Annotated in this window: 8 protein-coding genes; all 8 read right to left on the minus strand. The window is 52.0% G+C overall.

The features are described from left to right. Nucleotides 1-225: 225 nt before the first annotated feature. Nucleotides 226-1896, minus strand: a complete 1671-nt coding sequence (locus ACGHAD_RS17715; protein WP_382414302.1) for a ShlB/FhaC/HecB family hemolysin secretion/activation protein — start codon at nt 1894-1896, stop codon at nt 226-228. 99 nt (nt 1897-1995) lie between these two features. Beyond that, nucleotides 1996-7848 (minus strand): MBG domain-containing protein, encoded by a 5853-nt coding sequence (locus tag ACGHAD_RS17720; RefSeq protein ID WP_382414301.1) that lies wholly within the window; start codon nt 7846-7848, stop codon nt 1996-1998. Between the two features lie 102 nt (nt 7849-7950). Then, a complete protein-coding gene (locus ACGHAD_RS17725; RefSeq protein WP_339616930.1) occupies nt 7951-8541 on the minus strand; it encodes a DUF4136 domain-containing protein in 591 nt (196 codons plus the stop codon). 24 nt (nt 8542-8565) lie between these two features. After that, nucleotides 8566-9324 carry a TlyA family RNA methyltransferase gene (locus tag ACGHAD_RS17730; RefSeq protein WP_382414300.1) on the minus strand — a complete coding sequence of 253 codons (759 nt, stop codon included), beginning with the start codon at nt 9322-9324 and terminating at the stop codon, nt 8566-8568. Between the two features lie 17 nt (nt 9325-9341). Beyond that, nucleotides 9342-10637, minus strand: a complete 1296-nt coding sequence (locus ACGHAD_RS17735) for a hypothetical protein (RefSeq protein ID WP_339616932.1) — start codon at nt 10635-10637, stop codon at nt 9342-9344. Nucleotides 10638-10670: 33 nt separating this feature from the next. Then, on the minus strand, nt 10671-12500 hold the full coding sequence (glmS, locus tag ACGHAD_RS17740; protein ID WP_382414298.1) for a glutamine--fructose-6-phosphate transaminase (isomerizing): 1830 nt from the start codon (nt 12498-12500) through the stop codon (nt 10671-10673). 15 nt (nt 12501-12515) lie between these two features. Beyond that, nucleotides 12516-13289 (minus strand): DeoR family transcriptional regulator, encoded by a 774-nt coding sequence (locus tag ACGHAD_RS17745; RefSeq protein WP_382414296.1) that lies wholly within the window; start codon nt 13287-13289, stop codon nt 12516-12518. A gap of 149 nt (nt 13290-13438) precedes the next feature. Continuing rightward, nucleotides 13439-16255, minus strand: coding sequence for an insulinase family protein (locus ACGHAD_RS17750; RefSeq protein WP_382414294.1), 2817 nt, complete (start codon nt 16253-16255; stop codon nt 13439-13441). Nucleotides 16256-16266: the final 11 nt, after the last annotated feature.

Consider the following 16266-nt stretch of genomic DNA (forward strand, 5'->3'; position numbering starts at 1 on the left):
ATTTGCTATAAAAATTTTGCCTTTTCTTGGTTTTGTCTATATCCCAGCGGGACACCCTGACAGATCACGCCAATTCTCCTTGGCCGTAAAAGGTCATCGGCCAAAGTGAGCGAATCTTTATATTAAATATGCTTTATTAAAGCGCAGAGGCTGGCGGGTTAAGAATAAAGACTCAATAATTAAGGTTGCGGACAACTCCGTTGCCCGCAACCGGATGTTACGCCTTTAAAACTTCCACACGACCCGGGCAAACAGGCGCACATCGTCGTCATCGCCGTTGATGTCTTCGCTGCCAATGGGGGCGGAGGCAGTGGCGCTGGCGCTCCAGTGCGGAGTGTTAAAGCGCGCACCAATACCGGCACCCGATAGGCTGCGCTCGTTATCGGTGACGGCCTCCCAGGTGTTTTTATTGATATCCACCTCACCGTGATCGGCCAGCGCAAAAACTTGCCACTGACTGTTGAGATCGTAGCGCACCTCGAGGTTGGCAATATAACCCTCATCACCCGAGGCTTCGCCCTGAGCGTAGGCGCGCACACCATAGGCACCGCCCAAGCTAAACTTCTCGGACGAGTCGAGGTTTTTGTCGGCAAACTGGCCGTGAATTTGCGCGTGCAAACTCCAGTTACCGCCAAGGTTTTGCAAGCGCATAAGCGACGGTGTCCAGCGCTCAAAATCGCCAGCGGTTTGCGCGGTGACAGAGTCGATCACTTGGTCTAAGTAGCTGTTGATGGTCAGCTCGCCACGGCTGTAAGACAACGCCGCCTGAGTGACGCCTCCGCCCAGCAGTTGGTCGCGCCAGTCGCCACTGACGGTTAAGGTGTACAGTTCGGACTCTTTATCGCTGTTGCTGGCAAAAGCACCAATTTTGTCTTCGAGCTCTTTGCTGTCGTACTGCAATTGCACATTGAGGTTGGCGTTGCGGGTACGAATCAGCGACTGGCGAGCAAAGGCGGTGGTAATTTGCGCATTACCGGTCGCGTCTAACTCTTCAAAGTTACCGCCCAAGGTGTAATCCATATCCGAGTATGCGACGCCTAGCTCGGTGGCCCAAGGGCCCACGGGCATTTGGTATTGCGCCCGAAAAAATACTTGCTCTTCATCGGAGCCCAGCGCGCGGATATCAAACCGGTCGCCCAACCCCAACGGGCTATTAACCTGCAAGCTGGCACCCAGGCGATACTCACCAATGGATTCATTGCCGTAGTTGTCCAGCTCGACGGTGCCATTAACCCAAGGCCCCTGGGTGACATCGACTTTTAAGTCGCTGGTGCCGACCTCTTCACCGGGTACTAAGGTAGTAGCCACATCGATACCGGGTAAGTCAGACAAACGCAGTAGCGGGGTTTCTAAGTCATCGGCGGTGAGCATTTGGTTGGGTTCAAGCGAACGGAAAGGACGCTTGAGAACAAAATCACGGGTGTGGGAGCCGTTGCTTAAATCCACTTTGCCCAAGCGGCCTTCGAGCACGTCGATGGTGACCACGCCATCGCTAACATCCTGCTGTGGTAAATAGGCGCGGGTTAAAAAGAAGCCGCGCTCTCGGTAGTAACGGGTAATACGATTGCTGGCCTCTTGCAGCTCAGCCAGGGTTAGGGTTTGTCCGGCCAAATCATCCACTAACGCTTTAAGCTCGGCGGCGGTAAAAGTCACCGCACCCGTGACTTCAAACTCATCGACCAGTACGGCTTGGCCGCCTTCGGCCGGAACGGGCTGGGTTTGCTCGGGCAATTGTACGTCTAGATTATCGCGCTCGGGTTCCATCGTGGGCTCGGTTTCCAGCTCGCGAATAAAAGTGCCGGCATCGGGCACCACTTGGGCAAAGGCCACGCCTGAAAGTAAGGCCGGAAGCAAAGCCGCTAGGGGCGTCAGTTTAAAAACAGGGGGTAACTTCATGTTACGCGTTCCTCTCCATCGCGTTTTGTACGCGGTTGAATTCGGGTTTGCAGCGGCGCCCTAGCTAAAGCATTAAAACGCCGCCGTCATAGTGTGTCGTTACTGATCTGCGTCGCTGTCAGTTTTAGCGTCCTGATCGGCACTGGGCTGATCGGGCGTAATTTCTGTACGACGGTTAAGCGCGCGGCCTGCCAGCGTGCTGTTGTCGGCGACAGGTCGCAACCAGCTAAAGCCTTTGGTGCCCAACCGCGCCGGATCAACACCCAACTCAACCAGCAAGTTATACACTGCCATGGCGCGCTTGCGGGCAAGCTTTTCGTTTAACAAGCGCGGGCCGGTATTCGAGGTGTGCCCTTCAATCAGCAAATTAAACTCGGGGTAGCGATCCAGCTTGGCCACAAAGTTTTGCAACATCTCAACGTAGATGTCGTCGACCTTGTCGCTGTTAATACCAAACAGCACAGCGCGCGGCATCAGCAGTCCGATATTGGTCAGTAGCTCATCCGGCAAGCGCACACCGTCTTGGTACACGCCTAAAGAGATCTCATCCAACTTGCCATCAAGCAGGGCACGGCCTTCAAAAATGTTGGCGCGGTCGTCGCGACCCAGTGCTTCGCGGGCCGGCAGCTGAGTACTGGTTAAACCATCGCCGTAGCCATTGCCGGGGTTAGAGCTCAGCAGGGTGAGAACGCCGTCGGTAAAGGTGACGTTGTAGTTATTGCTGGCCAGTGTCGCCACGGGTGTTAGGGTGTATTCACCCGGAATCGGCAGCTCTAAATCGGACGTTACCACCAGCGAGTTACCAAATACATCTTGCTCGGTATCGCCGTTGGTTAGGCCGTCTAAGCTAGCGGTAAACGGTGGCAGCAGGTTCCAGTAGGCCTCAATATCATCGGCGGTTACGGTTAGTGCGGCGGGCGTTACTTGCAGCGCGCCGCTATTAACGCTCAGATTGTAATTATCGCCCGTTACGTCACCGGTTACCTCTGGAGTGATGGTGTAGTAACCCACATCCTGACCCTCGGTGCGGCTCAGGCTGACCATTAAGGTGTCGCCATCGACCACGGTGCCACCCTGACTCCAGGTTAGCTCGGGGTCTTCTTCACCGTATATTTTTGCCAGGTCGTCGGCACTGATAACCAGCGGCCGAGGGGTAATGGTTAGCATGCCATCATCGACAGTTACCGTGTAATTGTTAGACGCAAGGTCGCCCTCCAACGTACCGGTAATAGCGTAACCGCCCACATCTTCACCGGCAACGCGGCTCAGGGTGCCCGATAGCTCATCGCCTTCAGCCAAACTGCCACCGGTAATAGCCCAGGTAAAGTTCGGGTCGTCGTTACCATAAACCTTGGCCAAATCGGCAATATCGACGGTAATGGCGCGCGGAGTAATGGTAAATACACCATCCACTAACGTGACGTCGTAGTTACCGCTGGTTAAATCACCGGTAATATTGCCGGTAATAGCGTAGTTACCAACATCTTCGCCTGCCTCACGGGACAAGCTGCCGGTTAAGGTATCGCCGCTGGCCAAGCTGCCATTGGTTACATCCCAACTAAAGCTGGGGTCGGCTTCGCCATAAATTTTGCTGGCATCGTCAATGGTAACCGTGACTCTCACGGCGAGTTGTTCGATGGTGAGGGTGCCGTCGGTCATCACGATGTCGTAGCCGGCTTGATTCGACCACAGCTCGGACGGGGTTAAGTCGTAGGTGCCAGCATCAACCGCGCCCTGCGAGTCGCCGGTGTACTCTAAGTCGGCACTGTTCACGTCATCCGAACTATAGGGTGTGCCATCTTCGCCAAAGGCGGCGATAAACTCGGCGTAGTTATCACCGTAACGCACGCCCGCGCCGGTGGTGCCGTTAATATCGTGTAGGCCGTCGTATTCGCCACCATCGTAGACTTGGTGGTCATCGTAGGCGGTGACTTCGATCTCGGTTAAGAACGAGCGCAGCAGCGGCGCACTGTTGCCCTCGTAGATGCGCCAGGTGCTACCTGTGCCACCCTCGGCGTCTATATCCGCGCCCCAACTGGCAAAACTAGTTAGCTGGGTAAATTCGGTTAACGTTAGGCCCGTACTGGCGGCATCTATGTTGCCATCATTAAGGCCAATACCGTCGGCGTTAGTGCTGTTCCAGAAGCTCGTGGTAATGTTTCCGCCGCCGGCGTTCCAACCCACTAAGCCGCCAGAATTAATGGCTCCGGTTACTATACCAGTGGTATAGCTGGTGCTAATTGTGCCTGAATTATGAAGCCCTACCAGCCCGCCAATATTGTCACTCGTACCACTCACACCTGCGGTGGAATAACTGTCGCTGATATCGGCGTTATTATCACCCACCAGGCCCCCCACTCGGTTATCTCCAGTAACGGTCCCAGTCACATAGCTGCGTTCAATACTGCCGCCATAGCTCCAGCCCACCAATCCACCGACTACGTTATCGCCCGTAATAGTAGCGTCAACAAGGCCAATATTTTCTATTTGCCCAGTGCTATCGAGAATACTAATTAAACCAACGCTAAACTGATCAGGTCGATTAGAGTTCAACTGATTAATGACGTGATTTTGACCATCGAGACTCCCCTGAAAAGCATTGGAAGCATTAGCCACCGGCGCAAAACCGCGCCCGCCCCATACATCGGAGTAATCACCACTATTACCAGCTGCGACACTATCTGCTGTGGCCGAAGCATCGATATCGTCCATCAGGGTATAGCTGCCCCCCATGTTGGCGGCCATGCCTTGTAGGTCGTAGAGGTTGTGGATCTCGCCGCCGCCACTTAAAAAGGCGCGCAGCATTGGGCGGGAGGAGCCTTCGGCTATAAACCAATCACCTGACGAGGTAAAGTCAAAGCCAGTGTAAGTGCCCGAGTTGTAAGCATCGGGACTATTGTTCCAATCGCCGCTCACGGAGGTTCCACCGTCAGAACTTGGTTGACCGGTGGTAAACGTGTCCCAGTAGCTGGAGGTAACGCTACCGACATTATTACCCACCAAACCACCGACAGAAGAGCTACCCGACACCGCACCCGTGGCATAGCTGGTGGTAATATTAGTGTAGTTGTAACCCACCAAACCACCGACATCATTAGAGCCATTTACCGTGCCGGTGGCGTAGCTTGTGGCAATACTGCCGTTATTACAGCCCACCAAACCGCCGACATAATCAGTACCACTTACCGTGACGGTGGCGTAGCTGCTGTCGATGTTATCGTCGCTATAGCCCACCAAACCGCCGACATCGAAACCCCCTTCCACAGCGCCAGTGGCGTAGCTGGTGCTAATGCTGTCGTTGCCGCTGCCACCATTATAGCCAACCAAACCGCCAACATAGTGTTGCCCAATAATATCTACGCCAGTTAGGCCTAGATCTTGTACCCTAGATGAGTCTGTCCAACCCAGCAGGCCAACATAGTTTTGGTTAGGCCGGTTGATGGTGAGCCCGTTTACCACAAACCCTGCACCATCTAGTGTGCCGGTAAACTTGTCACTCGCCGTGCCCACCGGTGCAAAGCCGTGACCGCCCCAAACATCGCTAAAGTTGCCGCCATTACCAGCGGCCACACTGTCGGCCGAGGCCGAAGCGTCGATATCGTTTAGCAAGGTATAGCTACCGGCTAAATCGGCGGCCATGCCTTGCAACTGATACAAGTTAGAGATATTGCCGCCGTCTAAAAAGGCGCGCAGCATAGGGCGTGAGGAGCCCTCGGCGATAAACCAGTCGTTGCTAAAATCGAGCGCGGCGTACGAGCCTTCGGCAAATGCTGAGGGGTTGAGGCCACCATTACCAGAAACCGCCGCATTGCCCGATGATGCACCCGTGTCCGCGCCAATCGCGACAATTTGGCTGGTAGTGTCGGCGTCAAAGTAACTATTACTGATATCGCCTGTGGTATTGTTTAGCCCCAGTAAACCACCTACATTACCGACACCGCCTGTCACGGCACCCGAGGCCCAACTATCGCTAATAAAGGAAGCGTCACCGGTGGTGTCGCCGTTGTAACCCACAAGGCCGCCCGCACGGGCAGCACCACCGGTGCCAGACACTGTCGCCGTTGAATAAGAGCTGGAGACGCTCCCACCGTTGGTGTTCCAACCCACCAACCCACCAACACTGTCATCCGCTGTTACGCTGCCTGTGGTAAAGCTGGCACTGACACTGCCTTGATTTTGCCCCACCAACACGCCGGTATCGGCGCCTCCGACGACGTTAGCCTCGTGTAGACCAACAGCAGTAATCGAGCCACTAGTGCCCACAAAACCAAACAAGCCGACATTATAATCACCGCTATTAATGCTGAGGTTATCGACAAAATGCCCAGCACCATCAAAGCTGCCCTCGTAGGGGGCCGCATCGGTGCCAATCGGGGTGAAGTTACTGATGCCCGATAAATCGATATCGTTGACCAGCGTCGCATTAAAACCCGGTGTCGTCGCTAGGCCTTGCAAGCCATAAGCGTCTTGCAATAGCAAAGGTAAACCGCTGCCGTTACCGCCGGCCGCGCGGGTAAAGGTGCCACCGTTAAGGGTGAAATCGTCGGCGCTAAACACCGGCAAATTGGCGCTTATTTGACTAAAGTCGCCAGACTCTAGGGTAAAGGCCGCAACATTGATATGGCCCTCGAGGCCGGTGGTGATGTCGCCCAGTGCCGTAAGGTTTAGGCCGCCGCCCGGCGCTTGGACATAGTCGCTAAAGGTAATGCCGCCGTCGGCATCCAAGTTTAAGGTATTGGCCGTCGACCAAATAATAGGATCGAGGATGCTGATGTCGCCATTGCCGCTACCGGTATTGACAGTTTGCAAGGTGACATCGCTACCGCCCTCTAGCGAGTTTTGCAGGGCTTGGGTGTGCACATGGCTAACGTCATCGTTAGCGCCCATGGGGTTGTAGCTGATTTCTAAATCGGTGGGATCGAGCAACCAGGTACCGGCCTCGCCATCGGCGCTTGAGGCATCAAGCGTTGCGCTAGCCGCTACTTTAACGATGTTACCGGACGTTTCGATAAAGCCGCCGTCGCCGCCGTCGGGGGCCGAGGCATCGAGCTTGCCAGAGACGCTGACCGTGCCACCATTAAAGCCGCCCAGCAGCATAATTTTGCCATCTTGCTCTTGCAGTGTTTGCGCTTCAATCACGCCGGTGTTGTTAACCACGGTTTGCAGCAGGGCATCGCTGGCGTGGGCGGTCATAAGTACTCGGCCGCCGTTCGCTTGAATTAAGCCGTGGTTTTCGGCCAGCGCGTCTAGCGCGGCCTCGTCAACTTGCACATTCAACAAGCCATCACCGGCAAAATCGAGGGTGATTTTGTTGCCCGCCGCCAGCGCGACATTGCCAAGCTTGGCCTGAATCACGCCGCGGTTGCTGACTTGACCGCCCAGCAGCGCGACGGCGCCCGAGTCCGCCACACTAATATGGCCGAGGTTGGTAACGGCGGCGGGGTTACCGTTGCCGCTAAAACTAAAGTTGGTGTAATCGTTATGCGAGACATCGAGGGTCGAGGCGACCAACGAGCCGACATTAACACTGGCATCCTGGCCAAACAGGACACCGTTGGCGTCCAACACAAACACCCGGCCGTTGGCGTTAAGCTGGCCGTTGATCTGGGTGCCGTCGGCGCTGAATACGCGGTTTAACGCGATGGATGTGTCATTGGGCTGAATAAAATTAACGATTTCATCGGCGTTAATGTCAAAGTTGTCCCAGACGATGGTGGTGTTCTGGGTGTTTTGCAAAATATCGGTGAGCTTGCCACGAATATCGATATTGGCGTCGCCATCAATCACCACCCCGCCCGTAGGCCCGGCGTAGGCACCACTGGTAGCGGTAGCTACGGCCAGCGCTAGCGCTAGCCTACGGCCAGATCCTTTGCGTGTATTGCGCGCCGCCGTGGGGGCGGGGCAATAGCTCTGGGTGGCTGGGTTCCATATCAGCGGTAATATGTGGTTCATGATTTTCCTCGGGCATAATTAGGTGGCAGGGCAAGCTCGCCTGTGACGTAGTTCACACTGACTACCATTGTAATGAGTTGTCTAACCTAAAGACAATGTAGTTTATTCCGCAAGCTGACGCACAAACGCATCGACGGCTTTATCCACCTTTATTATGCGTTCAGCATCACTCTCAGTCGGGTCAGTAAACAGCTCCATAGCCGCTCGCCAGTGTGTGCGCAGCGTTACCGGGCTAATTACCCGCAACACTAAAGTACCGGCCTCGTAATCGGTTTGCTGAGCTAACGACGGAGAGATATCGTAGCGTTTGATCAAATCCAACTCGCTAACGGCATCGCCGGCAATAATCGTTGCCGCGATAAGGTGATCGGCTCCCGTCGGCACCTTGCGGTAGCCTCTAGCGGCCAAGTCGCGCTCCAGCGTTTCGTGGATATGCGCTATGGTTGATTCTTTAATCTTGTGCTCGGCATTTGCCACCACCTCAACCTCACCCAACCAGTTGTAGCTATCGCCCTGGGCAAAAACAAAGCCGGGCTCGCGCACACTGACCAACGAGCTGGTGTAACGAGGTGTAAGTGACTCTGTGGTAGTGGTGGTGCAGGCGATAAGTGATACAAATACCGCGCTTAAACCTAAAACGGTAAACCGGCGGCAGGCATTGAGTTTGAGTGCGGGTAAGGTATAGAGGGTCATCCTTTACATCCTTTTATTAGCGGGCTAGTGCATTTTTTGCGCCCAGATAAAGAACTCACGGTTACCATCACCACCGGTAATCGCGCTGTTAAAATAGTCGTGGACCCGACAGCCGAGAGATTCGTACAAAGCGGTTATCCGCTGCTGCACATCGGGGTAAAGCGACGCATCGCGCACAATACCTTTTTTGCCAATACCACTTTTGCCCACTTCAAACTGAGGTTTAACCAAACACAATAAGTGGCCGCCGGGCTTAAGCAAAGGCACTAACTCAGGCACGATAAGCGTTTGCGAGATAAATGACACATCCATAACGGCCAAGTCAAATCCAGCGTCGGTGTGGTGCAATAACATATCAGCCGGTAACTCGCGTGCGTTGATGCCTTCATAATAGGCCACCCGAGCATCATTTTTTATTTTTTCAACCAGTTGGTCGCGGCCAACATCTACACCAACAACTTTGGCTACACCCGACTGTAGCAAACAATCACTAAAGCCCCCGGTGGATTGTCCAACATCGAGGGCGACAAGGCCACTGATATCTAACTTACAGTGATGCAGTGCACCTGCTAACTTTAGCCCACCGCGCGATACATACTGAGTCGCGTCGGTATCTAGCAGCCGAATCGCTTGTTTGCCACTGCACTGAAAGCTTGGTTTGGTTTGCAGTACCCAATGACCACTCAAATACACCTCAACACTTCCGGCTTTAATTAGCTGTTGCGCCAGCGAACGAGTTGCGACGAGATTTTGATTTACCAGCTCTTGGTCAAGCCTAGCCATAGGGCGTTATATTCCTGTTATTGTTTGCTCTTGGTGATACGATAAACACGACTAATCTCTCGATACTCTATAGGCCTGACGATGTATCCACCGCCAATAGTAACCTGAAACTGTATGTCATCTTCGCCCAGCGCGAGTAGTTGCCCATTGATGGTTTTACCACTTTTGGTTTCTACAAATAGATCTTGGTTAACATGGCGGGATAAATTATCGAGGTCGATATAAATCTTTTTATCGCGGTGCAGATTGATTTCAATCTCTTTGTCTGCAACCGGTGTTTTTGCCGCTATATACTCGGCCTTCCAGCTCTGGGCTTGATCTAGAGGCAGCTTTTTAATATCTAAATCAACCGACGCCCGATTATTTACCTGAGCACTCAAGGCAAAGTGATTGAATATAGCAAAAGGGCTGTCTATCGCAAAATCTGTGGCACTGACAGAGCCAATGGCATCCGCTTTAATAGTCACAGAGTCCGCGCTTTGCAAAAAGGTTTGATATAGCTCCAGCATTTTAGGGCCGGCCTCTAGACCTTGTAACCGCCAGGCATCTTGCCAATCTTGAGTTTGCAGGCTAAGCAGCTGATCTTGTTGCAGCTCTGACTGAGTTTGGCAATAGGATGATATTTTCTGATTCAAGCCTCGATCATGGTAATCAAGGGTAAAATTCAAAAATGTCGCGTTACTTAGAGAGGACGCTATCGCCGACATTGAGCGCGAGCTTGCCCCCAAAGAAACTTCGGTGTTTAACTCTGCGCGATACATATCCGTCACCTCGTTGGTAAACCGAATGTTAATCTGTTGCCCCCCACCAATAATGTCATAGCTAAAACTGGCGACTTTTAGGTCAATATTGCTGTAGCCAACATCAATCCACTCGTTGCTGGCAATGGCGCTACCACCACCGCAACTGGGAATACCAATGCGCGGTAAGTCTAGTGGATCTTTAGCGTTGTCACTGATTAACGTAATGGGTAAACGAACACCTTCAAACTCCAACCCTAGCTCATCGGGAACAAACTGATGCTGTAAATCATTAAGCACCTCGTGTACCGAGAATATACTACCAGTGGTGATTGCAACCTTATCAATACTGACCGATAGGTAGCTGGCAGGGTGTTGAAGAAAGATGCCCTCAACCTTGATATCGCCGCCCAAAGTCACTTCGGCATTTTTATAATCAAGCTCTACCCCTACCATCTTTAACGATGTGGCGGCTTCTTGCACACCTTTATCCAGCTGGTGGGTGTAGTACAACTTGCTCGCCACCACAAACACCACCAGTGCGGCGGGTATCCCTATTAGAATTTTCTTCATCCCTGCTCCTGAAAACGAGGCTGTTAATCTGGGTTATTCAACCGTTACCGATTTTGCTAAGTTTCGCGGTTGATCGACATCTGTGCCTTTGATAATGGCAACATAATACGATAGTAACTGTAAGGGTAGGGTGTAGACAATCGGTGCCATCCACGGGTGGGTATGCGGAAGATTAATCACCCGCATCGTATCGTCGGAGATAAACCGTGCATCCCGATCGGCAAATACGTACAACAAGCCGCCCCGGGCGCGCACTTCTTCGACGTTAGATTTTAGCTTTTCTAACAGCTCATTATTGGGGGCCACCACCACAATCGGCATATCTTCATCAATCAGCGCCAGCGGCCCGTGCTTTAGCTCACCAGCGGCGTAGGCCTCGGCGTGAATATAAGAGATCTCTTTAAGCTTTAACGCGCCCTCCATCGCAATAGGGTACTGATCGCCCCGGCCCAAGAACAAAGTGTGCTGCTTATCGGCAAACTCCTCGGCGAGTTTTTCAATCTCGCCGGCTAACAGCAGTGTTTGCTCAAGCTGCTCGGGCAATGATTTTAACGCTGCGATCATTTCTTCTAACAAAAGTGCATTAAGGTTTTGGTGTTGGCCAATAGCCAATACCAACAGCGCCAAACCAACTAACTGAGTGGTAAAAGCTTTGGTCGAGGCCACACCTATCTCGACCCCAGCGCGGGTCATGAAGGCCAAATCAGATTCGCGCACCAGCGACGATGCCCCCACGTTGCAAATAGCTAGCGTTGCCAAATAACCGCTGTGGCGAGCCATACGCAGTGCTGCCAAGGTATCGGCGGTTTCACCCGACTGCGAGATAGTCACCAACAAGCTGCCCTCGGGCACGATAGGTTTGCGGTAGCGATACTCCGAGGCGATCTCCACCGAGCAGGCAATATTTGCTAAAGACTCCATCCAATAACGCGCCACCATAGCCGAGTGATAGCTAGTACCGCAGGCGACAATTTGTACGTGCTTTACGTTGGCAAAAATCTCCGACGCTTGGGCGCCAAACGATTGCTCCAGCACGTGGTCATCGGCCAAACGCGACTCCAGCGCGTTTCTTACGGCCTGGGGCTGATCGTATATTTCCTTTAACATAAAGTGGCGATATTCACCCTTGTTGCCGGCATCGTAGCTGGCGCTAGATTCTTGTGCCGGTCGATCAACCACTTTACCGCTGGCATCTTCAATGACCACTTCGGTACGGGTGATCTCGGCCACATCGCCTTCTTCTAAGTAAATAAACTGGCGGGTAACCGGCAGCAAAGCCAATGAGTCAGAAGCAACAAAATTTTCGCCAATGCCCAAACCGATCACCAGCGGGCTACCAGAGCGGGCCACCACCATGCGGTCCGGCTGACGGCTATCGACCACAACGGCGCCATAGGCACCACGCAGTTGACTAACAGCCGTTTTAACCGCGGTTACCAGAGAATCTGTTTCTTTTAAGCTGGCGTGAATTAAATGCACGATCACTTCGGTATCGGTTTCCGACTCAAAAACGTAGCCGGCCCGTTGTAGCTGAACGCGCAGCTGCTCGTGATTTTCGATAATGCCATTGTGCACTACGGCGATTTCATCGTGGCTAATATGCGGGTGAGCATTGCGCTCGTTGGGTTCGCCATGAGTGGCCCAGCGGGTATGGGCGATGCCGGTGCCGCCGGGTAGCGGGTCAATCATTGCATCGCTCAGCGCCTGCACTTTGCCGACACGGCGCAAACGCACTAGGTTGTTCGCCTCGCGTATTACCGCCAAACCCGCCGAGTCGTAGCCGCGATACTCTAAGCGGCGCAATCCTTCAAGCAAAATATCGGCAACATCGCGCTGGGCAACAGCGCCCACTATTCCACACATACAAACTCCTAAGTGTTATTGAACGACAGCGGCGACGATAACCTCGACACCATGCGCCTCTATCGCACTGCGCTGGGCAGCGGAAATATTGGAATCCGTTACCAGGCTTGTAATTGACTGCCACGGTAACTCTAAATTATGAATGCGCCGCCCCAGCTTCTCTGACTCGGCCATAACGATCACCTCGCGCGCCAGCTTGGCCATAACCCGGCTTAAACTGTATAGCTCGTTAAAGGTGGTCGAACCTCGTTCAATATCCAAACCATCGGCGCCAATAAACAATTGATCAAAATCGTAGGCGCCCAATACCTGCTCGGCGAGCTGCCCCTGAAAGGACTCCGAGCGGGCATCCCAAGTACCGCCGGTCATCAGTAGCGTTGGCTCGTTTTCCAGCTCCAACAGGGCGTTGGCAATAGAGAGGGAGTTGGTCATCACCACCAAACCACGGCGCGCCGATAGTTCTGGCAAGAGCGCCGCCGTGGTGTGGCCACTATCGATAATAATGCGATTATGGTCGCGAATTTTAGCCGCTGCGGCCCGCGCTATTTGGTGTTTTAAAGGAGAGGAGACATTAACGGCGGCATCGCGCAGCAAATCTTGCGGCAGGGGTACCGCGCCCCCGTAACGGCGCAACAACAATCCGTTGCTCTCGAGCGCCGTCAGGTCTTTGCGGATGGTCACTTCTGAGGTCTGGAACTGCTCAGCTAAGGCATCGACCGTCACCTCACCGACATCAGCCAACAGGTCAAGAATCGTTCGCCGACGCCACTGGGTGTTGCGTTTGGCCATAAATACAATACTTTAAGTTTCGAAACGAAAGAAATTGTATCAGGTCGAAAGTTTTTCGGCAATGTAAACCCGGTTTGGGTGCGTACCAACCAATTAACACCTAGCGGCTTTTGTACAGCTGCTAGGTGTCCGTCTAGATTGATTGCTTATCAGTCGGCGGGTTGCGCAGCTTGTGTTCCCTGCAGCTCAACATCCACCCGATAGGCATTTTGCTCTAGCATTAACGCTTTGTAACGCGCGACTACCCCCGCTTTGGTGGTGTTTTTGATGGCTTTGATCAAGCGGGCACGGGTGTCAAATTTGTCGTTACCGCGATAAAAGTCATTTAGGTACTTAGGGTACTCTTCGTAAAAGTTACCGGGGGGCTGATTAATTTGGGCAATCACAGTGGCACGCAACTGCTCTAGTACCGCATTATCTAACGCTTGCAGCTCGAGCCAGTAATCTGCCACAAACTGGTTAAAACGATCACTCAAATCGGCCAACTCGGTATTGGTGGTTTGTGCATAGAGAATAAAACCCCAGTAATCGCCAATCCGGTCAATACTGCTACCCACCACATAACCCACTTGCTCTTCCGTGCGCAACTGGTTGTAAAAGGCCTGCTGAAAAATCGAGTTTAGTAAAAACAACTGAGCGGCAACATCTAGGCTGGTGTCATCCGAGTAATAAGCTTGCAGTAAACCATTGTCGGTTTTGGCAATATCACCCCGGTAGTTGGTATGCTCACCGATCACTGGTTTTGTTACAGGGGCAAAATAACGATCTTGCTTTTGCCAAGTATTTGGCATGGTTGCTTGGGTAATACTGGCAAACTCTTTAACGTTGGCTTTATTGTAATTGCCAAAAGCGAAAATTCGCACACGATTGTCGCTCACTAAATCTTTCTGATACTGCTTAATATCCTCTAAGGTAATCTCTTCTAACGCATTAGCTAATGCTTGGTCCGTCCAACTAGGGTCAACCATCAAGCGGTTTAACTCGGTAAATAACTGGCGGCTGGGCTCTTCTTTCGCACGGCCATCAAGCCAATCACTAAATCCCTGTTTGGCAATCGTAAACTCTTGCTCATTAAACGCCATATTAACCCAACGTTGTAACAAACGCTGATAGAGCAGCGGATGTTTCTCACTGTATCCAGATAACGTTAAAGCGTGATTATTTTTCGGGCGTTCGATACCCATACCAATACCGGCACGACCTGCTTTATCGCGCAATGCAGTTGTTTGCAGCGCAAAAATTCGATTCACCAAATCGCTCATCACATTATTTTTTGCGCTTTTTAGCGGTAGATCGGTATTAAACATAACTTGCAGATAACCGTGCTCTGACTGATGGTACTCACTGTGCACCAACCACGCCTCAATACCTGGCTGATCAACCACTTGTCGCGGCTGCATAATACTGGCGTCAACTACTTGCGCTTTATCGGTGCTAAACAAGTCATTTTCGGCCGGCAGCTGTAACTCTGTGGTTTGGCCAAGCGTCTGCCAACGGTCTAACTCGGCTGGATCAAATTTTTGTACTCGGTACTGTCCCTCGTAGTAGGGGATTTTGGTATCGACTTCTGCCTCTGGGCTAATATGCCAAACTCGTGCCCGTTGCGGAGTCAGCTGAGCTAATACCGCTTTAACGGCTTTTGCATCAAACTGCTGGTATGTATAAAAAGCATCGTTTAGGTGTTGCGCTGGCAAGGTAAATAACACCTGTGAAAAATGCACAGCTTGATTCAAAGGGTTGGGAACCTGTAAGTCCTCATATTGTTTCGCTAGCATCGCCTTGTATTCTTGGTAATAAACAGAATCAACACCAGAGGTTCGAATTAAATCAAGGTACTTAAAGACCGTCGCAATAATTTCATCTTGGTGAGCAATGCCTTTTTCAGTCAAACCAATATTAATGCTAAAAATGCCATCTTTACCGTAATAGTCAGGTCTATCGGAGACGGTAAAGTTATCAATCCAACCCTTTTTTCGTAACACCTCTGCAGCCGTTCCAGGCTCTTCTGAGCTAAGTAAATTAGCAACATACCGATTAGGCTTAACTCGCCACTGGCTAGAGTTATTTTTTAAGGGAAACTCGATCACCATTTGCCGGGTGGGTTTTTGCGGCTGATAGTAGATATGTTCGCCCGATTGCAAGTCGGTTAGCCCTGTGACAGAAACGACTGGCGGCTGGATATTTTTATTAGCAATCGCCGAGAAGTGCTGCTCGGCTAAAGCTTGCAATGTTGCGGATTTTTGTTTACCAAATAACACCAACTTCATATTATTTGACGAATAATAACGCTGGTAGAAATCTTTCATGGCACTATAAAGTGAGGTATCTCCTTGATCGACCAAAGTCATTAAGTTACCCACCGACATACGTTGTGCCGGGTGCTCCGGATTGGCGGTAACACCACGCAAACGATTTATTATACGAGCGTCATCAGACTTACCCATAGACCATTCACTGTTGACTGCATTGCGCTCTTTGTCGCTGTAGGTTTTATCGAAAGTAGGGGATTTAAAATAGTCGCTGTAGCGATCGAGCGCTTGATCGAAAGCACCTTCACCAATTTGAAAAAAGAAGTTGGTGTGATCCGTCGCGGTATAGGCGTTAGAGAAGCCTCCATTTTCTTGTACGTAAGTTTGAAAACTATTGGCCTCAGGGTACTTCTCTGTGCCTAAAAATAGCATATGCTCGAGATAGTGCGCTAAACCCGGAAACTCCTCTGGGTTTTCATAACTGCCCACGCCCACGCTTAACGAAGCACCTGATACCTCTAACGTTGGGTCGGAAATAAGCACTACCTGTAAATCGTTGGCCAGGGTAAAGGTGCTGTATTCTCGTTGGTCGTTCGGACTCTTGGCCAAGGCTTCAAGTTCAGAGCCCGCTGGCGCCTCTACCGAGGTAGTACAGGCTGTTGCAGCCATGAGAAAAGCCAACGTGGCTAAGTATTGAACCACTCGCAATCCGTTCATATATCGCATCC

This window comes from Gilvimarinus japonicus (assembly GCF_042847215.1).
In the GTDB taxonomy this organism is placed as follows: domain Bacteria; phylum Pseudomonadota; class Gammaproteobacteria; order Pseudomonadales; family Cellvibrionaceae; genus Gilvimarinus; species Gilvimarinus japonicus.

Excerpts from the sequence above, each read along its gene's own strand:
- ACGHAD_RS17735 (WP_339616932.1), bottom strand. The coding sequence starts at position 10,637 with ATGAAGAAAATTCTAATAGGGATACCCGCCGCACTGGTGGTGTTTGTG.
- ACGHAD_RS17725 (WP_339616930.1), bottom strand. The coding sequence starts at position 8,541 with ATGACCCTCTATACCTTACCCGCACTCAAACTCAATGCCTGCCGCCGG.
- glmS (WP_382414298.1), bottom strand. The coding sequence starts at position 12,500 with ATGTGTGGAATAGTGGGCGCTGTTGCCCAGCGCGATGTTGCCGATATT.
- ACGHAD_RS17730 (WP_382414300.1), bottom strand. The coding sequence starts at position 9,324 with ATGGCTAGGCTTGACCAAGAGCTGGTAAATCAAAATCTCGTCGCAACT.
- ACGHAD_RS17720 (WP_382414301.1), bottom strand. The coding sequence starts at position 7,848 with ATGAACCACATATTACCGCTGATATGGAACCCAGCCACCCAGAGCTAT.
- ACGHAD_RS17745 (WP_382414296.1), bottom strand. The coding sequence starts at position 13,289 with ATGGCCAAACGCAACACCCAGTGGCGTCGGCGAACGATTCTTGACCTG.
- ACGHAD_RS17715 (WP_382414302.1), bottom strand. The coding sequence starts at position 1,896 with ATGAAGTTACCCCCTGTTTTTAAACTGACGCCCCTAGCGGCTTTGCTT.
- ACGHAD_RS17750 (WP_382414294.1), bottom strand. The coding sequence starts at position 16,255 with ATGAACGGATTGCGAGTGGTTCAATACTTAGCCACGTTGGCTTTTCTC.